Annotated in this window: 24 protein-coding genes and 1 tRNA gene; 24 read left to right on the plus strand and 1 reads right to left on the minus strand. The window is 32.2% G+C overall.

Translation table 11 applies throughout. The annotated features are described in order from the left end of the window. Positions 1–21: 21 nt before the first annotated feature. The 16 genes from BUB89_RS07750 to BUB89_RS07825 all read left to right on the plus strand — a co-directional run bounded on the left by BUB89_RS07750 (position 22) and on the right by BUB89_RS07825 (position 16,898). A complete protein-coding gene (locus BUB89_RS07750) occupies positions 22–1,293 on the plus strand; it encodes an acyltransferase family protein (protein ID WP_073243682.1) in 1,272 nt (423 codons plus the stop codon). Positions 1,294–1,428: 135 nt separating this feature from the next. Further along, on the plus strand, positions 1,429–2,964 hold the full coding sequence (locus BUB89_RS07755; protein ID WP_073243684.1) for a glycoside hydrolase family 10-like protein: 1,536 nt from the start codon (positions 1,429–1,431) through the stop codon (positions 2,962–2,964). 12 nt (positions 2,965–2,976) lie between these two features. Then, complete coding sequence (locus BUB89_RS07760; protein WP_073243686.1) at positions 2,977–4,236, plus strand: MFS transporter; 1,260 nt, start codon at positions 2,977–2,979, stop codon at positions 4,234–4,236. A 144-nt stretch (positions 4,237–4,380) separates the two neighbouring features. Further along, entirely contained in the window at positions 4,381–5,205 is an 825-nt protein-coding gene (locus BUB89_RS07765) for a KilA-N domain-containing protein (protein ID WP_073243689.1), read from the plus strand. Positions 5,206–5,231: 26 nt separating this feature from the next. Next, complete coding sequence (locus tag BUB89_RS07770) at positions 5,232–6,827, plus strand: glycoside hydrolase family 3 protein (protein ID WP_073243692.1); 1,596 nt, start codon at positions 5,232–5,234, stop codon at positions 6,825–6,827. A gap of 135 nt (positions 6,828–6,962) precedes the next feature. Beyond that, positions 6,963–7,601, plus strand: coding sequence for a peroxiredoxin (locus BUB89_RS07775; protein ID WP_073243694.1), 639 nt, complete (start codon positions 6,963–6,965; stop codon positions 7,599–7,601). Positions 7,602–7,745: 144 nt separating this feature from the next. Continuing rightward, the gene (locus BUB89_RS07780) at positions 7,746–8,054 is read left to right on the plus strand and encodes a thioredoxin family protein (protein ID WP_071186001.1); all 309 of its coding nucleotides are present in this window, start codon (positions 7,746–7,748) and stop codon (positions 8,052–8,054) included. A gap of 38 nt (positions 8,055–8,092) precedes the next feature. Next, positions 8,093–8,350 carry a DUF6952 family protein gene (locus BUB89_RS07785; RefSeq protein WP_073243696.1) on the plus strand — a complete coding sequence of 86 codons (258 nt, stop codon included), beginning with the start codon at positions 8,093–8,095 and terminating at the stop codon, positions 8,348–8,350. 187 nt (positions 8,351–8,537) lie between these two features. Next, a complete protein-coding gene (tpx, locus tag BUB89_RS07790; RefSeq protein WP_073243698.1) occupies positions 8,538–9,035 on the plus strand; it encodes a thiol peroxidase in 498 nt (165 codons plus the stop codon). 10 nt (positions 9,036–9,045) lie between these two features. Next, a complete protein-coding gene (locus tag BUB89_RS07795; protein ID WP_073243701.1) occupies positions 9,046–9,420 on the plus strand; it encodes a diacylglycerol kinase family protein in 375 nt (124 codons plus the stop codon). Between the two features lie 20 nt (positions 9,421–9,440). Further along, positions 9,441–11,879 (plus strand): DNA translocase FtsK, encoded by a 2,439-nt coding sequence (locus BUB89_RS07800; RefSeq protein WP_073243703.1) that lies wholly within the window; start codon positions 9,441–9,443, stop codon positions 11,877–11,879. A gap of 4 nt (positions 11,880–11,883) precedes the next feature. Beyond that, complete coding sequence (locus BUB89_RS07805) at positions 11,884–12,525, plus strand: outer membrane lipoprotein periplasmic chaperone LolA1 (RefSeq protein ID WP_141384472.1); 642 nt, start codon at positions 11,884–11,886, stop codon at positions 12,523–12,525. Positions 12,526–12,534: 9 nt separating this feature from the next. Then, positions 12,535–14,019 carry an LptF/LptG family permease gene (locus BUB89_RS07810; RefSeq protein ID WP_073243707.1) on the plus strand — a complete coding sequence of 495 codons (1,485 nt, stop codon included), beginning with the start codon at positions 12,535–12,537 and terminating at the stop codon, positions 14,017–14,019. Continuing rightward, a complete protein-coding gene (gene ribB / locus BUB89_RS07815; RefSeq protein WP_073243709.1) occupies positions 14,006–15,139 on the plus strand; it encodes a 3,4-dihydroxy-2-butanone-4-phosphate synthase in 1,134 nt (377 codons plus the stop codon). Before BUB89_RS07810 ends, ribB begins: the two co-directional genes overlap by 14 nt. Before the next feature lie 158 nt (positions 15,140–15,297). Next, positions 15,298–15,382, plus strand: a tRNA-Ser gene (locus BUB89_RS07820). A gap of 271 nt (positions 15,383–15,653) precedes the next feature. Then, positions 15,654–16,898, plus strand: a complete 1,245-nt coding sequence (locus BUB89_RS07825; protein ID WP_073243711.1) for a site-specific integrase — start codon at positions 15,654–15,656, stop codon at positions 16,896–16,898. Positions 16,899–16,949: 51 nt separating this feature from the next. Here the strand turns inward: BUB89_RS07825 and BUB89_RS07830 are convergent, their stop codons facing one another. Next, on the minus strand, positions 16,950–18,863 hold the full coding sequence (locus tag BUB89_RS07830) for a WG repeat-containing protein (protein WP_073243713.1): 1,914 nt from the start codon (positions 18,861–18,863) through the stop codon (positions 16,950–16,952). Between the two features lie 107 nt (positions 18,864–18,970). Between BUB89_RS07830 and BUB89_RS07835 the strand changes: the two genes are divergently transcribed. The 8 genes from BUB89_RS07835 to BUB89_RS07875 all read left to right on the plus strand — a co-directional run bounded on the left by BUB89_RS07835 (position 18,971) and on the right by BUB89_RS07875 (position 26,599). Continuing rightward, positions 18,971–19,747 carry a hypothetical protein gene (locus BUB89_RS07835; RefSeq protein WP_073243715.1) on the plus strand — a complete coding sequence of 259 codons (777 nt, stop codon included), beginning with the start codon at positions 18,971–18,973 and terminating at the stop codon, positions 19,745–19,747. A gap of 82 nt (positions 19,748–19,829) precedes the next feature. After that, complete coding sequence (locus BUB89_RS07840) at positions 19,830–20,114, plus strand: helix-turn-helix domain-containing protein (protein WP_073243838.1); 285 nt, start codon at positions 19,830–19,832, stop codon at positions 20,112–20,114. Positions 20,115–20,245: 131 nt separating this feature from the next. Further along, positions 20,246–20,548 carry a hypothetical protein gene (locus tag BUB89_RS07845; RefSeq protein ID WP_141384470.1) on the plus strand — a complete coding sequence of 101 codons (303 nt, stop codon included), beginning with the start codon at positions 20,246–20,248 and terminating at the stop codon, positions 20,546–20,548. Positions 20,549–20,562: 14 nt separating this feature from the next. After that, a complete protein-coding gene (locus BUB89_RS07850; RefSeq protein ID WP_073243719.1) occupies positions 20,563–20,931 on the plus strand; it encodes a hypothetical protein in 369 nt (122 codons plus the stop codon). A 160-nt stretch (positions 20,932–21,091) separates the two neighbouring features. Next, a complete protein-coding gene (locus tag BUB89_RS07855; RefSeq protein WP_073243722.1) occupies positions 21,092–21,901 on the plus strand; it encodes a DUF5131 family protein in 810 nt (269 codons plus the stop codon). An 18-nt stretch (positions 21,902–21,919) separates the two neighbouring features. After that, entirely contained in the window at positions 21,920–22,312 is a 393-nt protein-coding gene (locus tag BUB89_RS07860) for a hypothetical protein (RefSeq protein WP_073243724.1), read from the plus strand. Positions 22,313–22,872: 560 nt separating this feature from the next. Continuing rightward, positions 22,873–23,532 (plus strand): hypothetical protein, encoded by a 660-nt coding sequence (locus tag BUB89_RS07865; RefSeq protein WP_073243726.1) that lies wholly within the window; start codon positions 22,873–22,875, stop codon positions 23,530–23,532. Positions 23,533–23,800: 268 nt separating this feature from the next. Further along, positions 23,801–26,599 (plus strand): class I SAM-dependent DNA methyltransferase, encoded by a 2,799-nt coding sequence (locus tag BUB89_RS07875; protein ID WP_073243730.1) that lies wholly within the window; start codon positions 23,801–23,803, stop codon positions 26,597–26,599. The last annotated feature ends 2 nt before the right edge of the window (positions 26,600–26,601 follow it).

Here is a 26,601-nt window from a genome sequence, read left to right on the forward strand (position 1 = left end):
ATAAAAACAAAACCAATTAAAATGACAAAAGAACGTTTACTCTCGCTCGATGTATTTAGGGGATTTACCATTCTATTGATGACAATTGTCAATAATCCCGGAAACTGGGATGCTATCTATCCGCCGTTAGAACATGCTGAATGGCATGGCTGCACTCCTACCGATTTGGTTTTTCCTTTTTTCATTTTTATAATGGGTACGGCAATTCCATTTGCCATGCCTGTAAAACAGTTAGATTTCGCCGTTTTTAATAAAATAGTGGTTCGTTCGTTACGCATTTTCTGTTTGGGATTATTCTTAAATTATTTCAGTAAAATACAACTCTTTGGTTTAGAAGGAATCTCTTTGTTGGCATTCCAATTAATAATCACTTTTGGTGTTGCTTATGCCCTTTTAGGAAACTTTAGTTTAAAAATTAAAACCTGGCTTGTTTTTGGGATTTTTGCAATCCTGCTATTTTTGGCATACAGCCCACTCGAAGAATACCAGGATGTAAGACTTCCAGGAGTATTACAACGAATAGGAATTATCTACTTTATAACCTCGCTGCTGTATCTGAAATCCAATTTAAGAACACAATTGCTGGTTGCGGCTTCTATTTTATTGGGATATTGGATTCTTATGGCTTTTGTTCCCGTACCCGGATTTGGAGCAGCTAATTTTGAAAAAAATACTAATCTGGCGGCATGGCTGGATAATCTGGTTCTAAACGGACATTTATGGAGTACCTCTAAAACCTGGGATCCGGAAGGAATTTTGAGTACTTTACCGGCCATTGCAACAGGAATCTTTGGAATGCTTATTGGGCAAGTGCTCAATTTGGGAATTTCAAAAATGGATATTATCAGGAGAACAACCATCATCGGGGTTACACTGGTAGTTACAGGCTTACTCTGGAGTATCATTTTCCCAATAAACAAAGCGCTTTGGACCAGTTCGTATGTATTGTACACCGCTGGTTTAGCTACTTTATGCTTAACCTTGCTGTATTATATCATAGATATTGCAAATTATAAAAAATGGACTCCTTTATTTTTATTTTGGGGTGTAAACCCAATGATTGTATTTTTCTTTTCCGGGATAATACCACGGGTGATGACTGCAATTAATGTTCAAAATCCCGAAATTCCTGATGAACAAATTGATTTAAAAAGTTTTCTTTACGAATTTTACATTGTTCCCGTTTTTAATAATCCGCTAAATGCTTCCTTAGTGTTTCCATTGATTTATGCTGTTTTATGGTCACTTCTTCTATGGTGGTTTTACACCAAAAAAATAATTTTTAAAGTTTAATTCGTAAATAAAAAATTCAGATTTATTTTGGCAAAGAAATTGAGACAATAAAAACAAATAAATCTTTAGAGATACAATATCTTATAAATCTCCTTAAAAAAACTATTTTTGATTTCAATAAAAACATACCACTCAATGAACCCAAAAAAAATCATTCTATTATTACTTCCTTTATTTCTATTATCATTTTTTAATGGAAAAGCCCAAATGAAACCTACAAATCCTAAAAATGAATTCAGAGCGGTTTGGATTGCCACCGTTGCCAATATTGACTGGCCGGTAAGCAGTATCGATGCTGTTGAAAAACAAAAAGCCGATTTTATCGAAATTTTAGATACTTATAAAAAACTGAATTACAATGTAGTTATTGTACAAATTCGTAGTGCTGGCGATGCCATATATCCTACTAATCTGGCTCCATGGTCTAAATATTTAACCGGAAAACAAGGTCTGGCACCTTATCCTTTCTACGATCCGCTGGACTGGATGATTTCTCAGGCACACCAGCGTGGTTTTGAATTTCATGCCTGGTTAAATCCTTACAGAGCTACGATGGATTTAAATATTAGTGCTTTAAGCAGAAGCCACGATGTGATTAAACACCCTGAGTGGATGATACAATATGGCGGAAAATACTATTACAACCCCGCACTTCCTGAAGTTCAGGCTCATTTAATTAATGTGGTTGACGAAGTGGTTACTAAATATGATGTGGATGCCATTCACTTTGATGATTATTTTTATCCTTACAGAATACAGGGAGAAGCATTTAATGATAATGCTGCTTACCGCAAATATGGAAATGGTATGAGTGTGGAAGATTGGCGAAGAGACAATGTGAACACTTATTTGAAAAACACCTATACTTCCATTAAAAATTTAAAACCCTGGGTACAATTCGGAATTAGTCCGTTTGGGGTTTGGAGAAACAAATCAGTAGACCCAAGAGGTTCTGACACTCAGGCCGGACAAACCAATTATGATGATTTATACGCCGATCCAATGGCATGGATGGAAGGCAATTACATCGATTATCTTTTGCCGCAATTGTATTGGAGTATTGAACACAAAACAGCTTCTTATGCAAAATTAGCTAAATGGTGGTCTGAAAACACTAATAAAAATACGGCGCTTTACATAGGAAACGGAAGTTATAAAATCAACAACGATTCAGACAAAAGATGGTCAAATCCAAATGAAGTTCCAAATCAGATTGATTTGACTCGTACCTTTCCAAACATCAACGGAAATGCTTTTTTTAGTGCCAAATGGTTTATCAATAAAAATCAGGCGGTGACCCAATTGCTACAGGATAATCAGTATCAATATCCTGCGTTGCCGTATGTAGTGCCTAATTCAAAAAGAGAAGTTCTGGATATTCCCTGTATAACTAACATCAACAACCAAACGGCAAACACCATTGTAACTCTGGATTTCCCAAAACAAAGTAAAATTCGCTACATTATAGTTTACGGAACTACCAATAAAAACCTGATTGATGTAAATAATCCAAGTCAGATTATTGATAAAATTGCTTTTAGCGAGACCAAAGACAGCATTGCGATTACTATTCCTAAATTATACTTGGAAAAACACAATAACTGTGCAGTGACTTTTGTAGATTATTTTGGAAATGAAAGCCAGGTCACTTTATTGAAAGTAAAAAATTAAAACCAAACGAACATGCAAAACAATAATAACCCGTGGTATTGGATTCCATTATTAAACTTCGCATCAGGTTTTCCGTATGTAATTATAATATCTGTTTCGGTTTTAATGTACAAAAACCTTGGTATCAGTAATGAAGACATTGGGTTTTACACCAGTTTGTTATACTTACCCTGGGTAATTAAGCCTTTATGGAGTCCGTTTATTGATTTGCACGGAACCAAAAGAAAATGGTTTTTAAGTATGCAATTATTAATTTCTATAGCCTTTTTAATTGTTGGTTTTATTATCCCAACCAGTCAGTTTTTCATGATGAGTCTGGCTATTTTTTGGGTTGCAGCGTTCGCTTCCGCTTCTAATGATGTGGCGAGTGACGGTTTCTATTTATTGGCCTTAACCAAAGACCAGCAATCATTCTTTTTAGGAATCCGAAGCACTTTTTACAGAGCCTCAATGCTCACCGGAAATGGATTAATCATTCTTTTTGCCGGTTATTTAGAACACTTGTATGGAGATAATCAAAAAGCATGGTCGTACACGATGCTATTTGTTGGATTAGTAATGACATTTTTAACGGTTTATAACTTTTTTGCTACTCCAAAAGCGGAATTACCAATTAAAGCAGGAGAAGTCGAAGAGAAAAATTTCACCACGGTTTTTGCCAGTTTTTTTAAAAAGAAACAAATCGGATTAATACTGGCATTTATACTTTTATTTCGTTTAGGAGAATCGCAATTACTTAAAATGCTGACTCCGTTTTTAGTCGATAAAACAGCTGTAGGCGGAATGGGATTAGCAACCGAAGATGTAGGAATCATTTATGGAACTTTCGGGTTAATAGCTCTTACTGTCGGCGGAATTTTGGGCGGAATTGCTATTTCTAAACAAGGCTTAGGAAAATGGATGCTGCCTATGATTTTAACCATGCACCTGCCTATAATTGGTTTTATATTATTGGCACATTTTCACCCGGCGTCAGTTTATTATATTTATGTAGTGGTTATTTTGGAACAATTTGGCTACGGATTTGGTTTTGCTGCCTTTATGATGTATTTAATTTATGTTGCCGAAGGGGAATCAAAAACATCCCACTACTCCATTGCTACCGGTTTTATGGCATTAGGGATGATGCTTCCGGGAATGCTTAGCGGATACATTCAGGAATATTTAGGATACGGTAATTTCTTTATTTGGGTTTTACTAGCCACAATTCCAGGAATCATTTTATCCCGATTTTTAATTTTTCCAAAGGATTTTGGGAAGAAAGTGGAATAGCGTCTTTTAAGTTTTAATTATTGTTTTTGATAAATAGAAAATAATAATTCTAATCCCGTCGAATTCGACGGGATTAGAAACAGCAAATTATGGCGAATTCGCCATATTTAAATGAAGCAGAATTAATATCTAAGTATAGATAATATGGCTAAAAATAAAAAAATAAATGTACAAGGAATAGACATTGTTTTATACGAGGATAATAAAGAAGATTTTATATCCTTAACCGATATTGCCAGACACCGTGATGAAGAACGTAGTGATTATATACTTCAAAACTGGATGAGAAACAGAAGTACAATTGAATTTATTGGGTTGTGGGAAAAATTTAATAATCCAAATTTTAATTCCATCGAATTCGATGGAATTAAAAATATAGCTGGATCTAATAGTTTTTCGCTAACACCAAAAAGATGGATCGAAACTACTAATGCCATTGGTATTATTTCCAAAACTGGTAGGTATGGAGGTACATTCGCTCATAAAGATATTGCTTTTGAATTCGCAACTTGGTTAAGTGCTGAATTTAAATTTTATCTAATAAAAGAGTTTCAACGTCTAAAAGAAGAAGAAAACAGCAGTAAAAAACTCGAATGGAATTTACAAAGAACCATCTCTAAAATAAACTATAGAATACATACCGATGCTATAAAAGAAAATCTAATTCCGATAAGTCTAACGGTAAATCAAAAGAATTTCATTTATGCCGACGAAGCCGATATACTAAACGTGGCACTATTTGGTAAAACGGCTAAAGAATGGCGTACCGAAAATCCAAACGAAAAAGGAAATATTAGAGATACTGCTACAATCGAACAATTAGTTGTATTATCCAATCTTGAGAGTATCAATGCAATGCTAATTCAACAAGAAATAACACAACAAGAACGGCTTATAAAACTGAATGAAATTGCTATTAGCCAAATGAAATCCCTTATCAATACCAACGCATTGGGTAAATTGAAATAAATCTTACCAATGCTAAATTCTCAATAATGACATTAGAACAAAAAATAGGACAATTCTTTTTTCCAGCTGTTTTTATCAATGACAGCGAAGAAAATATCCAGGCAACCGAAGAACTAATCAGGAAATACAATATTGGCGGATTGACTTTTTTTCACAGTCGTGCCAGTGCTGCAACGAATTACGAATCAAAGAAAAAAATTGAATTCAACGATGACAGTTACATTCGATTAAAAGAATTAATTGTCCGTTATCAAAAATGTGCTTCTACTCCACTTTTGATGAGTATTGATGCTGAATGGGGTTTAGCGATGCGTGTCGAAAAAACACCGCAATATCCTTATGCAATTACTTTAGGTGCTTTACCCGAAGAGCAAAAAGACTTGGTGTACGAAGTTGGAAAGCAAATTGCACTAGACTTAAAATCGGCGGGAATTCATTATAATCTGGCGCCATTGGCTGATATCAATAATAATCCCAATAATCCGGTGATTGGTTATCGTTCTTTTGGCGAAAGCAAAGAAAAAGTTGCCAGTTTTGCATTAGAATATTTACGCGGAATGAGCGATGAGGGCGTTTTAGGCTGTTTGAAACATTTTCCCGGACACGGAAATACCAATGTTGATTCACACTTAGGATTGCCTGTTTTAGAAGAAAATCTGGAACAATTATTAGCTAACGAATTGTATCCGTTTATCAAAGGGATTGAAAATGATGTTGATTCGATTATGATTGGACATTTGGCCGTTCCTGCATTAAACGAAGGAAAAGATACTTCGGCAACCTTGTCTAAAAATATTATTCAAAAACTTCTGAGAGAACAATTGGGTTATGATGGTTTAGTGATTTCGGATGCTTTGAACATGCACAGTGTTTCTAAATTATATGACATTAAAGGCCAACTGGAATGGGAAGCTTTCAATGCCGGAAATGATGTATTGTGTTTTGCCGAAAATGTTCCCGAAGGCATTCAGGCAATTTTAGAAAATGCTTCTGCGGAGCGCATCGATGAAAGTTTTAATCGAATTTGGAAGTGCAAAGAAAAAGCAGGTATTATCACGAACAATCAACCGACAGGAAATTTAAATTTCGAAAAAGCCGCCGCTTTAAACGCTGAAATTGTACAATTCAGCATTACAAAAGTAATTGATGATCTTGATTTTGAAACCATTCAAAAAGCAAATGCATCGCAAAAAACAGCCCAAATTTCTTTATACAAATCAGCAGAAAATATTTTTTCAAAAACGATTCATTCCCAATGGAAGTGTCCACAGTTTTCGATTGAATCAGTGGATAATTTGGACTTTGAAACATTCGAAAAAAGCATCCGTAATTTTGAATATCTTATCATTTCTTTATTTGTTCCAAAGGCAAAACCACTAAATAAATTTGAAATTGACGATGCTGTTTTTAATTTATTGGAAAAATTATTGGAAACCAAAAAATGTCTGGTTTACGTATTTGGAAATCCGTATGTTTTGCCTTTAATTCCTAATTTAAGTAAAGCTTTAAGAGTGATTGAAGTCTATCAGGATTTTGAGGAATTTCAAATTAATGCAGCTAATCAACTTTTGTTTGATTATGAATGTAGCGGAAAATTACCCGTTACAATTGATATTCAATAATTTAAACTTGCTTTTCAGGTAACCATAATCAAAAGTTATTATTAAATAAATATTAATAATCAACTACTATTACCATAAACGTTTTTTAAGGCTTATTTTTGCACCCAAGAAATAATAACTTTAAAAATAAATAATATGTCTTTAGTAGGAAAAAAATTCCCAAGTATTGCAGTTGACGCCATTTCTGAAATGGGTGATAATTTAAAAATCAACATCTTTGAAGAAGCAGTAAACAACAACAAAAAAGTACTTTTGTTTTGGTATCCAAAAGATTTTACTTTTGTATGTCCAACTGAATTACACGCTTTTCAAGCAGCTTTACCAGAATTTGAAAAAAGAAACACAATTGTTATTGGTGCTTCTTGTGATACTAACGAAGTACACTTTGCATGGTTGAATACAGCAAAAAATAACGGTGGAATTGAAGGTGTAACTTACCCACTTTTGGCTGATACTACAAGAAATTTATCTGCTGCATTAGGAATTCTTGATGCTGAAGCTGGTGCATATAACGAAGATGCCGATACGTATTTAGTAGAAGGTTCAAACGTAACTTACAGAGCTACTTATTTAGTAGACGAAACCGGAAAAATTTTCCACGAAAGTGTAAACGATATGCCATTAGGTCGTAACGTAAACGAATATTTGCGTTTAGTAGATGCTTACACACACGTACAAACAAAAGGTGAGGTTTGCCCGGCTAACTGGGAAGAAGGAAAAGAAGCAATGTCTGCTGACAGAAACAGTACTGCTGCTTATTTGAGCGCTAACTAATTTTTTAAAGTTGCTAAGATTCTGAGTTGCAAAGTCCCTAAGATTTAAACCAGAATAGAAACTTTAGAATTAAATCTTTAATAACAAGTCACAAGGTTCTAAGATTCAAACTTAGAACCTTAGCGACTTAGAAACTCAAAAAAAATGTTAATAGAATTAAACGAAGATACATTAGCTAATTTAGTTAATGAAAATGAAAAAGTAGTGGTTCAGTTTTCGGCTTCATGGTGTGGAAACTGCCGTATTATGAAACCAAAATTCAAAAAACTGGCTACTGAAAATGAATCCATCACTTTTGCACTTGTTGACGCTGAAAATTTTCCGGAATCAAGAAAATTAGCTAATGTGAGTAACTTACCAACCTTTGCTACTTTTGTAAACGGAAAACTGGTAAACGAAACACAAACGAACAAGCAAGAAGTTTTGATCGAATTGGTAAATGAAATTGTTTAACAAATCGTCCCTACTTCTAACCTCCAACTTCTAACTTTATGAAATTACCTGTAATAAAACAACTGACTCAGTTTATCGAAGAAAACGATCAGGATTACATCATCGAAACCATTGAAGTTCTGGAAGCTATGACTGAGATTCCTTCTCTTAAGGATGAAGAATTAGATGTTATAGGTGAATTAATTTCGAATATGTACGGCGCACTTGAAGTACATAAACTAGTTAAAAACGGAACCGATAAAAAAGAAGCTCTTAATACTTTTATGAAAAGAGTAATGGGTTCCATTGATAAATAAGAGTTCCTTTTTTATAAAAAAAAGCAAGTAAAATGCATCTCCAACAGTTGCATTTTTTTGCATTTACAGCTGTTTCCTAAAAAGAAAACAGCTTAAACATAATACTTTCTTAATTTAAAATCTTAAAGCAGTAATCCTAATTCTTAAATAAATTTCATACTTTTGAGGCTCATTAAAAAAATTAATTATGGCTTCAATTACATTAGGAGGAAATCCAATAAACACTGCAGGAGAATTACCAAAAGTAGGTTCAAAACTTGCCGATTTTAAATTAGTAAAAAACGATCTTTCTGTTGCTACTTTAAGCGATTTTAGCGGAAAGAAATTAGTTTTAAATATTTTTCCAAGTATCGACACCGGAACTTGTGCTACATCAGTAAGAAAGTTCAATGAATCAGCTGCTAAATTAGAGAACACTGCTGTTCTATGTATTTCAAGAGACTTACCTTTTGCTCAAAAACGTTTTTGTGGTGCTGAAGGAATCGAAAATGTAGTTAATTTATCTGACTTTCAGGAAGGAAGTTTTGGAAAAGCAAACGGATTAGAAATTGTTGACGGACCACTAGCGGGACTACACTCCAGAGTTTTAATCGTTACTGATGCTGAAGGAACAATTTTACATACGGAACAAGTAGGTGAAATTGCTAACGAACCTAATTATGAAGCTGCTTTAGCGGTACTTTAATATCTGTTGAATGGCATTTCAAAAGGACAATAGCTTTCTTACCGGAAGATTAAAAAGTGTAAGCTATGCGCTAAAAGGATGCATCAAGCTCATCACTACTGAACATAGTATTATGGTTCAGACTTCACTGGGAGTTTTACTCACTATTGCTGGTTTTCTGGTAGGGATTTCACATACTGACTGGCTTTTTCAAACATTTGCTATTGGTTTAGTTTTAAGTATTGAAGGCCTGAATACCGCAATAGAAAAAGTAGCCGATTTTATTCATCCAGATTATCATGAAAGAATTGGTTTTATAAAAGATATTGCTGCTGGTGCAGTATTTTTTGCTGCAATTACTGCAATAATTATTGGTTTAATCATATACGTACCTCATTTTATTTAGAGGATTAGTTACATTATAGAATGGCAAAAACAACAAAAAAAGAGACTTTAGAGAACAATACCAAAGCTAAAGTTTTTAAATCATGGGAAATATCGAAACAGCAAAAAACTATTTTGGGCTGTTTGTTAGTCTTGTTTTCTATTGCTTTACTGGTTGCATTTACCTCTTTCTATATCCATGGACAAACTGATCAAAGTGCTGTTCTGGAAATATCTGACAGGACAGAAACAGTAAAAAATTGGCTGGGAAAGTTTGGTGCTTTCCTGGCTGATTTAATTATTTATAGAGGTTTTGGTCTCGCCTCTTTCCTATTTGTCCGCTTGTTTTTCTTAAGCGGAATCTTTTTAGTACTTGGTATTTCTGGTCGAAAATTAAAAAATATCTGGTTTTGGGATTTATTTGTAATGATTAATTTATCGGTTTTGTTTGGCTTTTTTGCCACTTCATTACCTGAATTAGGCGGAATAATCGGTTACGAATTAAATCTGTTCCTTCAGGATTATATCGGAAAAACAGGAACACTGTTATTGCTAATCTTCGGACTGATTGTTTATGTTATTTTCAAATTAAAATTATCTCCTGAAAAGATTCAGTCTTTTTTTGAAAATACCAAAAAAGAAATCATTCCTGCTGAAAATAATGGTTCCCTATCTAAAACGGATAGTGCTTATAATTTAGAAGAATTTGCCATTACAGAAGAAGAACCTGAATTAAAACAGCCTACTGAACCTAAAACATCCCAATTCGAAATTAATAAAGAAGCTCTAAAGCCTACAATTAGTCATTCGTCTGAAATTAATCTGGATCCTGTTTCTAAACCACTTGCTGTTGAAAAAGTTGCTGCTGTTAACGCAACTACAGCTAATGAGGACTTTTTGATTGAAACTGCTCCTGAAGAGGAAATTGTGGAAGAAAATCTGGCTTCAAAATTAGTTGCTGACTTTGGATTATTTGATCCTACTTTGGATTTATCCAATTATAAATACCCTACCATTGACTTATTAAAAGAATATTCAACTGGCGGAATTACTATTAATCAGGAAGAATTAGAAGAAAACAAAAACCGAATTGTAGATACACTTCGCAATTATAAAATTGAAATTGCCCAGATTAAAGCAACCGTAGGTCCATCGGTAACATTATACGAAATTGTTCCTGAGGCGGGTATTCGAATTTCTAAAATTAAAAGCCTGGAAGATGATATTGCACTTTCGCTTTCGGCTCTTGGAATTCGTATCATTGCTCCTATTCCTGGAAAAGGGACTATTGGTATTGAGGTTCCCAACAAGAATCCAACTATGGTTTCGATGAAATCAGTTATTGGTTCCACCAAATTTCAGGAAGCAGAAATGGAATTGCCCATTGCGCTTGGAAAAACTATTTCAAATGAAACTTTTGTTGTTGATTTGGCTAAAATGCCTCACCTTTTAATGGCGGGAGCTACAGGACAGGGAAAATCGGTAGGATTAAATGCTGTCTTAACTTCGCTGTTGTACAAAAAACATCCGGCCGAAGTCAAATTTGTATTGGTTGACCCAAAGAAAGTGGAACTTACCCTTTTTAATAAAATTGAAAGACATTATTTAGCCAAATTACCAGACACCGAAGACGCCATTATTACAGATAATGCTAAAGTTGTCAATACTTTAAATTCCCTTTGTGTGGAAATGGACAACCGTTATTCTTTACTAAAAGATGCGATGGTTCGAAATATTAAAGAATATAATGAAAAATTTAAATCCCGAAAATTAAATCCGGAAAATGGTCACCGCTTTTTACCGTATATCATTTTAGTTGTCGATGAGTTTGCCGATTTAATTATGACTGCCGGAAAAGAAGTTGAAGTTCCTATTGCCCGTTTGGCCCAGCTGGCTCGTGCCATTGGTATCCATTTGATTATTGCTACTCAAAGGCCTTCGGTAAACGTAATTACAGGTTTGATTAAAGCCAATTTCCCTGCCCGAATTGCTTTTAGAGTAACTTCTAAAATTGATTCCAGAACCATTTTAGATACTCAGGGAGCCGATCAGTTAATAGGCCGCGGAGATTTATTATATACAAACGGGAACGATGTGGTACGTGTACAATGTGCCTTTATAGACACTCCCGAAGTAGAAAAAATTACTGATTTTATAGGCTCTCAAAAGGCTTATGCTACTGCATATTTACTACCGGAATATGTAGGCGGAGAAGAAAATGGCATCAATCTTGATATGGATATTTCCGAAAGAGATACCCTGTTTAGAGAAGCGGCCGAAATTATTGTAAACGCCCAGCAAGGTTCGGCATCCTTATTGCAACGCAAGTTAAAATTAGGTTACAATAGAGCTGGTAGATTAATTGACCAATTAGAAGCCGCTGGAATTGTAGGCCCTTTTGAAGGAAGTAAAGCCCGCAGTGTGAACATTCCTGACATGCATGCTCTTGATCAGTTTTTTAATAATGAAGAAAATAATTAACACAATGAAAAAGTTTATCCAAATTGCATTTATTTTATTAATCTCCTTTTCTGTTCAGGCTCAGGATAAAAAGGCAAAAAGCCTTTTGGACCAAGTGACAGCTAAAGTAAAAAGTTATGACAATATTGTAATTGATTTTAAATATTCACTTAATAACGCTAAAGAAAATATCAATCAGGACAGTAAAGGAAATGTAACCTTAAAAGGAAATCAATATGTATTGAATTTTATGGGAATGACTAAAATATATGATGGCAGAAAAACATACACCATTATTCCTGAAGATGAAGAAATCAATATTTCTACAGTAAATGAAAAAGATGACAGCGCCATTACACCATCAAAAATGCTGACATTCTTTAATAGTGGATATAAATATTCGATGAGTATTCTGCAAAATGTCAGAGGCAGAAAAATACAATACATCAAATTAATTCCTACTGATCCTAAAGATCAAAGAAAAGAAATATTGTTAGGTATTGATGTTCAGACCAAACACATTTATAATTTGATTGAAACAGGTAAAAAAGGAACAAAAACAACTTTAACCGTTAATTCTTTTAAAACCAACCAACCTTTGTCAAAAAATCAATTTACCTTTGTAGCTAATAAATATCCTAATTACTACATCAATAAATTAGATTAATTCATTTACGTGAAAATTCTCGACAAATACTTATTAAAAACATTCCTGATTACATTTACTACGGTATTTGTAATCTTGTTTTTTATATTCATACTTCAAACGATCTGGCTTTTTATTGCGGAGCTTGCCGGAAAAGATTTAGACTTGCCTTTAATCGTTAAATTCCTGATGTTTTCTATGCCCAGGATTGTTCCGCTAGTACTTCCTTTATCGGTTTTACTGGCGTCTATTATGACTTTTGGAAATCTTGCCGAAAACTATGAATTTGCCGCCATGAAATCCTCCGGTATTTCTCTACAAAGAGCCATGCGAAGTCTTACCGTATTTATCGTTTTACTAAGTATCATAGCTTTCTTTTTTGCCAATAATGTGATTCCTTTTGCCGAATATAAATTTATTAATTTTCGAAAAAATATCGCGCAATTAAAACCTGCAATGGCTATAACAGAAGGTCAGTTTAGCGAAGTAGGATATTACAATATTAAGGTAAATAAAAAATCAGGTGAAAACGGTAACAAATTAACCGGAATTACGATTCATAAAAAAGCGATGAATGGCGACGGAAGTAAAACAGTCATTAAAGCTAAAGACGGAGAACTTATAAGTAGTGAAGAATCAAGTATTTTACAGCTTGTTTTAAATAATGGTAATTATTACGAAGATATTACGCCTAAAAAATATACGGATCGAAAAAAACTTCCATTTGCTAAAAGCGCATTTAAAAAATACACAATAAATATTGATTTATCCCAATTAAACAATGTAGATGTTGATGATGAAAAAGTCAATAATTCGAATACAATGCTTACTGTTAATGAATTGAATTACACCTTAGATTCGCTCCATAAAAATTACAAAACAGAACTTGCTTCTTATTCCGAAAATATAAACCAACGGACTACCATACAAGACCAAACTTTCAATGATTTACCAAATAAAGAATTGGTTAAAAAGCGAAAAAAACTTCCCTTGGATATTTTGTCATTATATGATACAAATAAAAAATCGCAAATATTAGGTACTGCCAGTAGCAATCTAAGCAGTATTGGGTACACTATTGACGGAAGCAAAATCAATTTACAAGTAAAGAAAAAAAACATCAACAACCACCTGCTTGCTTTGTATGATAAGTTTGTTATCGCTTATGCCTGTCTTATGATGTTTTTTATCGGAGCTCCACTAGGTGCTATTATTAGAAAAGGTGGATTGGGACTTCCTATCATTTTTGCGGTATTGATTTTCATCACCTTTCACTTTATCAATACTTTTGGGAAAAGATTTGCACAGGAAAACGGAATGACTCCTTTTATGGGTTCGTGGATGTCTTCCATAGTACTCACCCCATTAGCTATACTATTAACCTACAGGGCAACAAACGATATTGGATTAATCAATATCGATGTAATCTTCTCACCAATACAAAAAACACTACAAAAACTACTATACAAAATTACACCTAACAAAAAAAATGCAACCGAAAATGGGCGAAAATAAAATAAAACTCAACACAATTGAAGAAGCAATAGAAGATATTCGTCAAGGAAAAATAATTTTAGTTGTTGATGATGAAAATAGAGAAAATGAAGGTGATTTTCTTGCTGCCGCAGAAAAAGCTACTCCCGAAATGATCAACTTTATGGCTACACACGGACGTGGACTTATTTGTGCTCCACTAACCGAAAGCCGTTGTAAAGAATTAGGATTAAACGTAATGGTGAGCAATAATACCGATCCTATGGAGACTGCTTTTACCGTTTCGGTAGATTTAAGAGGAAAAGGAGTTACAACAGGAATATCAGCTTCTGACCGCGCACAAACTATTGTAGCACTAACCGATCCTTCTACAAAACCACATGATTTAGCCAGACCGGGACATATTTTTCCATTAATTGCAAAAGAAGGCGGCGTTTTAAGAAGAACGGGACATACGGAAGCTGCTATAGACTTTGCCCGATTAGCCGGTTTTAAACCCGCTGGTGTGATTGTGGAGGTGATGAACGAAGATGGTACGATGGCTCGTTTACCGCAATTAATCAAAATTGCTAAAAAATTCAATATAAAAACTGTTTCCATTGAAGCTCTTGTGGCTTACCGAATGCAGCATGATAGTATTATTGTAAAAAAAGAAGATTTTGACATTAATACCCGTTTTGGAACTTTCCGTTTAAGAGCTTACGAACAAATAACAAATAAGCAAATTCATATTGCATTAACCAAAGGAAATTGGAATTTAGGAGAACCTATCCTAACCCGAATCCATTCTTCACAAGTAAACAATGATCTTTTGGGTACATTAACTAATAATGTAGACCAACAATTAGATGCTATGTTTAAAATAATTAATGAAAACGGTCGCGGAGCAGTTATTTTCATCAATCAGGATATGTCAGCCGTAAATTTGTTAAGCCGTATTACCGAATTAAAAGAATTACAAGCCGAAGGAACCATGAAAGCGCCAAAAGTAGTAATTGACACTAAAGATTACGGAATCGGGGCACAAATATTACACGATATTGATATCTCAAAAATACGCTTAGTATCCAATACAGAACAAACAAAACGTGTTGGAATGATTGGTTATGGCCTAGAAATAACCGAATATGTAAACTATTAATTATTTATTTAAAAAATAATTATTACCTAACTACCACGTAATAAAACCATTAAATCAGCTATCAAAAAATAGCTGATTTTTTTTCTAAAATTGTTTGGATTTAAATGAAAAAAGGTTCTATATTTGCACTCGCAATCACGAATTGATAGCGACATACTGGAGAAATGGCAGAGCGGTCGAATGCGGCAGTCTTGAAAACTGTTGACTGTAACAGGTCCGGGGGTTCGAATCCCTCTTTCTCCGCAAAAAGCCCCTCACAAAGGGGCTTTTTACATTTCAATACTTTCCTTACTTTACAAAATCCTATATTTTACAGCACTTACGAGCCGTTTTGATTTAAATCATGAAATGAAGTCATTTTCATTTTATCCTTTAAATCGTATCCGACAAGTACCCTATTTGGTACCCTGAGAATGAACTCTCAAATTAGGGTACCAAAAAGTTGACAATTGTTAACAAATACGGGGGCTTGGAAACTTTCAATAGTACGTTTGCACTAATTAAAAACGGAAATATGAAAAAACTAAAAGTGAGCTTCTATTTGAAAGGAGACAAAAAAAATCAGAATGGTGAAACTGCAATTTATGCTAAAATTTATTTGGGGAATCTCTACTCTACATTTTCAACATCTAAATACATTTTACAGGAACGTTGGTCTAAAACCAACAACCTACGAAACGTGGTTAGAGTCGACAATGAAATTAACCTGAAGAACTACTTAAAATCATTAGTAGATGGCATTGAGAGTAAATACAATGAGCTAATCAGGAATAACCCAGATAACGAAGAAATAACTCCCTTATATCTAAAAAACTATTGTTTCAACGAAAAGACTGAACATAAAATCACATTGTTGGAAATTATTGAGAAACATAATGAATATTTTAAAAAACAAGTTACTAAAGGAGACCGTGCCAAAGGTTCACTTGAAAAATATGAAAGAATGGCAAATGTCATTAAAGACTTCCTCCAATCTAAACATAAAATAAAAGATATTCAGTTTGAAAAAGTCAATAGACAATTTGTTTATGCTCTGGATGAGTTTTTAAGATTTGAAAGGATACACGGAAAAAATAAAGGATTAGGAAACAATACTACTGTGAAATATCTAAGAAACATTTCTTCAATGATTAATCATGCAATAACAGTTGGACTGGTAGCTAATAACCCTTTTTCAATTTATGATGGTAAATTAAAAGATATTGATACTACGTTTTTAACACTTGAAGAATTGAGAAGTATTGAAAACAAAGTATTTTCAAATCGAAGATTGGATGTAACACGAGATATATTCTTATTTAGTTGCTATACCAGTTATGCTCCAGTTGATGTGATGAACCTACGTCAAGGTAATTTTAGCTTAGATAACGATTTAGACAGTTGGATTCAAACAAAAAGGCAAAAGACAGGTGTAAAGACCAATGTTTTAGTTATTCCCCCATTGCAACGCATAATCGACAAATACAAAGACGACCCCGAATGTGTAGAGGAAAACCGATTGGTTCCAAATCGAAGTAACTCTAACATGAATGCTTATCTCAAAGAAATTGCAGATTTGTGTGGCATCGATAAAAATTTGACATGGTATGTTGGAAGACATACTTTCGCAACCACAGTTGCTTTGGCTAATAATATTCCAATGGAAGTAATTAGTCAAATTATGGGTCATAAACGAATTACCCAAACTCAGCATTATGCAAAATTGCTGGATGGTACTGTAAAACAACACATGAAAGTATTAAGTGAAAACTTTGCTTAAATTCATAAACAAAAAAACAGAGCTAAATGCTCTGTTTTTTGTTTATAGTTATCAACCTAATTCATTATCTATTTGTTCACATAACTCTATTAACAATCTTAGAAATCTATTATTGTAAAAATCAAAGGTATATAATCTACTTTTTATCTGTTCTGTGCCTTTCAAATCATCAATAATGCGATAATGATTTTCACTAATTACTTTAGCATCTATATCAGTAGTAATACTAAAAAGATAACCTACTTCATCTAAGCAAAAACTATTAATTTCCCATTTTTCGAATTGAGAATGTAAAAAAAAGATAGTTGGTTTTTGTCTATGTTGGCTTAATATTAAAAAGTAATTCTCCTCTTTTTTAACAATAGCAATCCCATCTTCACCCGAGTTATCTACTGAATCGTCATAGAAAAGTAGGTATTCAAGGTTTTCTCTGAACTCCTCATTTAAACCCTTACCAAATACTAATTTAATAGTATTTGGAATTTCGTCATAAAAAAACACATTTTGCAAATCTTCTTTGTCAAATCTAAAAGTATCCTCTATAAGAAACTGTATTGTATAATAATCGTCATCATAATTCTCTAAAGAGGTTCTAATATCAAATTTGGGTTCAATTTTCCAATTACCTTTTATATCTATCCAACCATACTTATTTTGCAATGTTGCTTTTACCAAACCAAATTCATCAATATTTTCAAGTTCATCATATATTGGTGTAACAACCCAAATACCTTCCGAGTTTAAAATTCCATATTTATTATTACTATGCTGAGAAATAGTCAAAATACTTTCATTAACACTTTCAATTCCTTTTAAACTTGAAGTTGGTAATAATTTATCTTCATTATTAAAAACACCATGTTTTGTTTCTTCTTCAGCTCTGAATTGAGGTAAACCTTTTGCTGATATAAAAAAATCTTCATCCTTAGGCTCTACAATTGTTTTGTTTTTTATATCGAGAACTGCACTTTTATCATCCAATCTGAATACAACTCTGTTATTTCCAACTAAAAAATAAATATGGTCGTACTTAGGCTCAATAATTAAATTAAAATCTCTGTCTGCCATACCGTACTTGTAATTGATATTGACTATTATAAATCCATTTTCATTAAAAAATGGAGCTGAAGTATAAATGGGCTCAACTTTCCAATTTTTATCAATATCTATTATTCCATATCTACCATTAAGCCTAACGTTGTAATATTCTTCATTATATATCGAACAATCGTTAAATTCAGGCTGAATCACCCAATTCCCTTTACGATTTATTACTCCATAAACTGAATTAATATTTACACAGCAATTTCCATTTTTATTGAAATCAGAAACATGATTATATATTGGATAGATAAGCCATTTTCCAGCACGGTCTATGAAGCCAAATAAATCATTATTTTTAGCTATCGCAAATCCTTCATCATCAAAATTTCTAATTTCCTGAAAACTAAAATCAATTAAGCATTGACCATCAGAATCTATCACCCCTGTTTTACCGTTTAAGTTAGCACGAATAAATCCTTTTTTATCAACGTCGGATAGGTTGTCGTAAATGGCATCAATAGCAACTTTAAAATTTGATTTTATTATTCCGTATTTATCATCAACTTTAATGATGTAAAAGTCTAGCTCATTCTTATACTTTATAGATTCGTATTTTATTTCGATTAATGAATCTTCATTGGCATTAATAAGACCTTTTCTCCCATTAATTGAAACTTCAAAATTTCCATTTAAGAAATTTATATCATCATATTGAGGCTTAATTATTATTTCATTACTTGAATCAATTATCCCGTAAAAATTATTTTTACGAAATTTAAAATAATCTTTATATCCAAATTTAACTAGGTATTGAAATTTAGGTTCAACAATCCATTCTCCCTGATGACTGATTATACCGTAATTAAAATTTTCGTATTCTTGAACTGTAGCTATATAAGTATTTTTTAATTCCTTTGACATTTTTAAGTAATAAAGTAGATTTGCGATAAATTTATAAGATTTTCCTATATTTATCAGCTATCACTTAAAAATAACTCCATTTAGTTTAAAAATTTAATTTATTATAAATGAATGTAATTCAAATTCAAGACCTTATCAATAAAATTGGTGATTTAAACACTAACATGGAATCACAGTCAAATGTGGAAAATGGAGAAGAGTTTTTAGAATCTGAAATGGAAATTATTGAAGAACTGAACAATGACCTTAACCATAAACTACTTATTCAATTAAAAGAGAATAGTGATGTTGAATTGCTACAAACTTTTATTACACAAATAATGGAGAAAGAAAATTCATTGACCACTCAATATCATAAATTTAGAATCAAATTGGCTGAGAATGATGATTTAACTGTTATTAGTCAAAAATTTATTTCTACTTCATGCAAAATAATTGACTGCAAACTAGACCATTTATCTAATATTAAGAAGGACATAGAATCTAAAATGACCTTCTTCAATTACAAAATAAGTACTGACTTCAATGAAAATTCAGATATTTTATCATCTCAAAATCAAGAATCTTTAACTAATAGCAGAGCATCTTTCAATCTAAGTAAGAAAGAGTCACTAATGTTATTATATATTTTAGAAGAAGTAAATCTTCTAAAATTTGAGAATGTAGCTCAAAGAAAATGTTTCATAGAGCAAAACTTCAACTTTACCGAAGTTAGAAATAATGAATCTTATGGTAAATCATTCCCTATAACTGATATTAAAAGTGAATACTCCAAATTTAATAGCAATGATAGAGATGAACTTAAGTCCAATAATAAAACCTTAGAAAAGCTATCTAAAAAACTAATTACCATAATGGAAGAATTTAAATTTGAAAAAAAATAAAACTTGACAATTGTTGACAATTAATAATTGTTGGCAAGTTTCTGACCTTCCTTTGCAGTATCAAAATAAAACAATTGATACTATGAAAACAACAAACGAAACCTTCGAGCCAGTTATTAAGTTATTAGAAGAGCTTAAAACTAAAATTGACAATGTCCAATCTCCAAAGCGATATTATCGAAACAAGCATCTTAAAATGTATTTCGGACTAAGTGATAATACTATCCTAAGTTACCGAGATAAAAACTTACTTCCTTTTACAAAGATTGGGGATATCTATTATTATCCGATTGCTGAGATAGAAAGTATTTTAGTCCAGAACAGCAATTTTGATTTGATGAACAATCGATTCAATCAAAGTGCATAAACTTCAAAGTCTTTCCTAATCTGGAGAGCAGATAATCAAAAAATAGTAAAACAAAAAAATTCCATTTGAATATGGACAGGAAGAGAACTGTCTTAACCCAACCTTAAAATTTAAAAACCATGAAAAATTCAATGACAACAACTGAAAACAATTTGCAATTAATTAGTGTGGTGGTACCTAAAGTCAATGGCATATATGCCAAACTATTAGTCCTAACAGATGAAGTATATTCTAAAATTAAAGAATTATCCGAATCAAATAAAGGAACAGATTTAGAACTGTTTGCTTTATATGCCGAATCAAACTTATATCACGAGCTATCTTCTGAAATGGGAGCTTTAACAAGAATCCAATTTGATGAATTGCTCAAGGAAAGCTACAATGGAAAAATGCAACAAGGTAGAAGTGGAAAATATTTAAAATCAGTACAATAAAAATCAAAAAAAATATGAAAAAAGTAAAATTAACAAATGAAGAATTAAACTATTTAGATACTCTAATTATTGAGATAAATAGCAAACTAGGATTAATTAAAAATGATGAAAGCTGTGAGGATGGCATGGATGGTGGAATAAGAGGTTTACTGTTTTTTATTCAAGCAACCCTAACATATCCTGAATCTGAAGAATTTTTTACATATGATGAGGGGAAAATAGAAGCATTGACATATATAGCGAGCTTCTCAAATGAGCAGATATTTTTTATAATTAAAATACTTGAAGATAAAGAATTTAAAGATGAAAACCTATCCGAAGATATCATTGGAAAAATCCTAAAGAAATTCAAAAAAATACAACCTAAATTCATTGATGCTTAATAAGTTCGCTATAGAATCACTGAATCATCTCATTTTCTATTCTAGTCTGAATAGATAAAAACAATTAAAAATTAACGAAATCACTTTTTACCCAGCAATTGGGTACAGGACTTCTTGTGTCCTAATTAACATCAATAGAAACAAATTAAAAATTAAAATTATGGCTAAAAATAGCAAAATAGAATGGACAAATCACACGGCAAATTTATGGTGGGGATGCATGAAAGTTACAAAAGGCTGTGACAACTGTTACGCTTTAACCTTCGCAAAAAGAGTTGGAAATAATGTCTGGGGTAATGATAAACCTAGAAGAATGATTAAAGATGTTTGGTCAAAAATTGGAAAATTTCAAAAGGAGGCAGAAAAGCAGAATGAAATCCACAGAGTCTTTGTGGGCTCGATGATGGACATTTTCGAAAAACCAATGCCATTAGTAGACCATAAAGGAAATCCATATCCAGAAGAAGAAAATGAATTCTGGAATACAGGACAGTTGAGAGATAAATTCTTCAATGAGATTGTTCCTAATTCGCCTAATCTGATGTTCTTACTCTTGACCAAAAGACCTTCAAACATCAACAAATACATTCCTGAGAGTTGGAAGGAAAATCCACCGAAGAACGTAATGTTTGGAACTTCACCAGTCGACCAAGAAACAGCTAATAAACTTATCGTTCAGCTGTCAAAGGTAAAAGGACAAAGGTTCCTTTCTATTGAACCGCAATTGGAAAAAGTAGATTTAATGGTTGAAGCTAATGATGGAACGGATAGAGTCTTATTAGACATGGTCGATTGGGTTATCAATGGTGGTGAAAGCGGTCATGGAAAAAGACCGTTTGACACTGACTGGGGAAGACTACTCAGAGATGATTGCAAAAAGAAAGGTATTCCTTTTTTCTTTAAGCAAATTGATAAAATCCAAGCGATTCCAGAAGATTTGTTGATAAGAGAATTTCCAATAAAAAACTAACCAATTAAATTTTATAAAATGTTTAAAGCAACAACTACCTTAAATGATGATTTCCCTTATACTGAGGGATTAGAACGTATGTATCTTGATGAAAAAATATTAAGAAACATGAATTTCAACGATAAAGAAATAGATTTATTGATGAATCTAAGATATTTTAATGCTTATGAAAAAGTACCTGTCAGGAGAAATGAAATAATCACAAAGAAATCTGTTGAACTTGACCCTTTTTGCGTAGCACTATATGATTTCTACTATGGAGCTAAAATGGTACTTGAAAATTCTTCTTTAAATATTAAAAAAATGCCTCATGGTCATGATTCAGAACTTCTCAAAATACCCCCTAAAATGAAATTAGCTAAATCGATAATTAGAAAATATTCTCAAAAGGCTTATAAAGTAATGTTCTAAAATAAGCAGATTTTTTGGAGGGGGTTGAGCGGAATTCGGGGGTGGCAATTGAGCGGAGCCAAAACTTTCTTTTAGTTGAGATGTGTTTCTGATTAAAAAATAACAAAGCTTCGCAACGTTGATATTATTCTTTTTAGAAAGGAAAAAACAAATGCTCCGCAGGATATTGAGTTGAGGTTTGTTTTCTTTTAATCAATTTCGATTAGGGTAATTGCTTCGCAATTTAAATCCGTTGAAGTGTTTCTGTTATCAATCAGATTGAGTATAGTAATTGATATTAATCTAAAAGAACATAAAGAATAAAATATAAATATTTCATCATTAACATATTGAATATGAATCTAGTAATTAATATTAATTTATTTTATTATTTAATCTTATTTTAATATAGTAATAATCTAATAGATAGAGTTTTATTCAACATCCCTGCTACTGCTCCAACAAAACCCCCTGCTCTTTAAACACAATTCACAGTTGTTAAATCAACATCTATTGCTGTCAAAAGAACACCTCCTACTGAAATAAAAACAAATAAAAAGAATTTAAAAAATTAAATAAACATGAAAGAAAAACAAATGAAAAGCTTCGTAAAAGTAGATTACAATTTACTAGCAACAACAAAACTATCTTCAACGCAAAAACTATTTGTATCCTACATTATTGGCTGGCAAAAGAATGGGAAAATCTGTTTCGAAACGAATAAGACTTTAGCTTTAAAGTTCGGAATGCAATATGGGGGAATGAGGTCAGTTATAACAACATTAAACAAATTTGATTTTTTCAAGGCGATTAAAAAAGATTATGATGAAAGAACTGGTACCTCTGGACATGAAATTACGGTTAGTATTGATTTGTTAGAAAAATTTTTACAACCTGATGAAAAACCAAATGAAATTGTCTCAACAAAGGCTAAATCAATTGAAGAGTTAAACTCAGAATTTTATGTAACTCCAACTTTAAAACAAGACGAATTGAAATCTATACCAACATATCAAGATAGCGATATTATTGATATTGAAGAAATAATGAATATTTTAAATTTTAAAGAAACTGATATTAGAGAATTTAAAAAAGAATTTAGAACGGCTAAAGTTAGTTTTGAAGATTTTCAATACTATTTCTGTAGTATTGCTTTAACTCAAAATAAAGAATATCATAAAGGCATATTAATTTCTGAAGAGCAAAAAGATAGATTCAACAAAATGATTGCTAATCAATAAATTAAACCAAATGAATGATTATCATCCTCTTAATGACAGGCCTCCTCCACTTATTATACAAAATATAAGAGTGTTTTTTTTTCTGGAATTTAACCCCTCCCTTTTGTTCCTACATGCTCCTGTATTTGCTCTTACGGTATTTTTTAAAAAGCTTGTTTTTACTACCAAAATCAAGTTTTTAATGATGATGTTCGTGAACCGTTTTAAATAATTCGAAATAATATTTATAAATGACTATTTTTGAAGATTAAAGTAATTAAATCTTGCAATGAACGCATCTCAAATAGAAAAAAATGTAAGTGAATTAGTAAAATCAATAGATAAAGAAAATTTTATTTTTGATTTATTAGTTGCTTATGGAATTTCCAAAACTTCGATAACTCGTTTAAAAAAAGGAGATTTCAACTTGTCAAAAGTTGAAGGTGAGGTTTTATACAAAAAGAAAGTCTTTTTTAAAGAAGTTGCTTCTGATAAATTACTAACTACTATTGACGATTTAACCAAAAACGAAGAAGATTTAAAACACAATCCTCGTTTTGTTATCGTTACTGATTATAAAACTCTTTTAGCAAAGGACATTAGAACAGGCTTAACGCTTGATACACCAATTACTGAAATCAATAAAAGATTCGATTTCTTTTTACCTTGGGCTGGACAGGAGAAATACCAATCTAAAAATGAAAACCATGCAGATAGAAAGGCTTCGTACGAAATGGCCAAACTGTATGATATTTTAGTACACGAAAACCCAAATATTTATGATGATGGAGGCCATAATTTAAACATCTTTTTATCAAGATTATTGTTTTGTTTCTTCGCAGAAGACACAGGGATATTCAATGAAGAAGGTATTTTTACCAATACATTAGGCCAACATACAAAATCTGATGGTAGTGATGTACATTTATTTTTAGATAGGTTATTCAAAGTATTGAACACTGAGGACAATAGTACAGAACCTAATTATTTACAAGTATTTCCCTACGTAAATGGTGGCTTGTTCGGGAGTAATATAGTTTCTCCAAAATTTTCATCTAAAGCCAGAAAGATAATTCTGGAATGCGGTGAACTAGATTGGTCGGAAATCAATCCAGACATATTTGGCTCCATGATTCAGGCCGTAGTTAATCCTGCCTATCGTAGTGGCTTAGGAATGCACTATACTTCTGTTCCTAATATCATGAAAGTGATTGAACCTTTGTTTCTCAATGAACTTCGAGAAGAGTTTGAAAAAAGCAAAGGAAAACCTAACCAACTAAGAAAGTTAATCTTTAGATTATCAAAAATAAAATGTTTTGACCCTGCTTGTGGTAGCGGAAATTTTTTGATTATAGCTTACAAAGAATTAAGAGCTTTAGAAATAGAAATTATTAAGGAAATTAATGAGCCACAAAGCTCAATTATAGTTGATGGTAGCCAATCTAAAATACATTTTACAAAAGATGGTCATGAAGTAGTTTCCAACGCTCCACAAGCAAGGATGAATTTTAATGCTAAACAAATTGAGATTTGGTTCACCGAAATCAAGCTATCTCAATTTTACGGTATTGAGTTAGATGATTTTGCACACGAAATGGCTATTTTATCACTCTGGTTGGCCGAGCATCAAATGAATAAAGTTTTTGTCGATGAATTACATGATTTTGGTAGAGCCAAGCCAATTTTACCACTTAAAGAAGCTGGCCATATTACTCAAGGCAATTCGATAAGATTAGATTGGAAAGAAGTTTGCCCAACTAAAGAGAATGATGAAATTTATATTTTGGGGAATCCCCCGTATTTAGGTTCTAGTATGCAAGACAAAATACAAAAAGAGGATATGTCCATCATTTTCAAAGGATTTAAAAATTTTAAAAATTTAGACTATATAGCCTGCTGGTTTAAAAAAGGTAGCGACTATATAGTAAATTTGAATTCATCCTTTTCATTTGTATCAACTAATTCAATTTGTCAAGGTGAACAAGTAGATTTATTGTGGCCATATATTTACAATAATAACTTAGAAATTTCATTTGCACATACTTCATTTAAATGGACAAATAGTGCTAAAGGAAATGCAGGTGTCATAGTTGTAATAATTGGAATTCGAAATAATTCACCGCAGAAAAAAATCATTTACTTAAATGGTATTCAAAAAGAGGTTAAGAATATTAATCCATATCTTTCAGAGGGCTCTAATATTACATTACCAAGGAGGAGTAGTCCAATTAGCAAAATTTCAAAAATGGTTTATGGAAATAAATCGACAGATGATGGTCAACTATTTCTTAGCACTGAAGAAAAAAACAACTTGATAAATACAAATCCAGAAGCAATATATTATATAAAAAAATTGGTTGGTGCGATAGAACTAATTAGAGGTATTGAAAGATGGTGTTTATGGATTGAAGACTGTGATGTTGAAAATGCTCGCAAAATACCTTTTATAGATAACAGATTAAAAAACGTAACAGAATTTCGCTTAAAAAGCAAAGCTCAATCGACAATTGACTATGCTGTTTTTCCAAATAGGTTCAAACAAAGAACATATAATGGCACAAATACAATAATCATACCAAGGGTTTCTTCAGAAAGAAGAGACTACATTCCCTTTGATTTTTTTGATTCTAATACAATTGTTTTAGATTCAGCCCAAGCTATATATAATGCTCAGCCTTGGATATTTGGAGTGATTTCATCAAAAATACACGTAATATGGGTAAAAGCTACTGGAGGTCGACTGAAATCAGATTTTAGATATTCTACTTCATTGAGCTATAATAATTTTCCGTTTCCGACAATTACAGATAAACATAAAGAAATAATCAATCTCCATGTTTTCGAGATATTAGACGAAAGAGCAAAATATCCAGAAAAAACGTTGGCTCAATTATATGACCCTGATAAAATGCCCGCTGGATTAAAAGAAGCCCATCATCAACTTGACCTTGCTATAGAACGGTGCTATCGTTTAAAACCTTTTGAGAGTGATATAGAACGTTTAGAGTATCTCTTCAAAATGTATGAAGAAATGACAACTAAGAATAGTTTGTTTCAAAAAGAAAAGAAAACCAAGAAAGCAAAATAATT

The organism is Flavobacterium flevense (genome assembly GCF_900142775.1).
GTDB lineage: Bacteria > Bacteroidota > Bacteroidia > Flavobacteriales > Flavobacteriaceae > Flavobacterium > Flavobacterium flevense.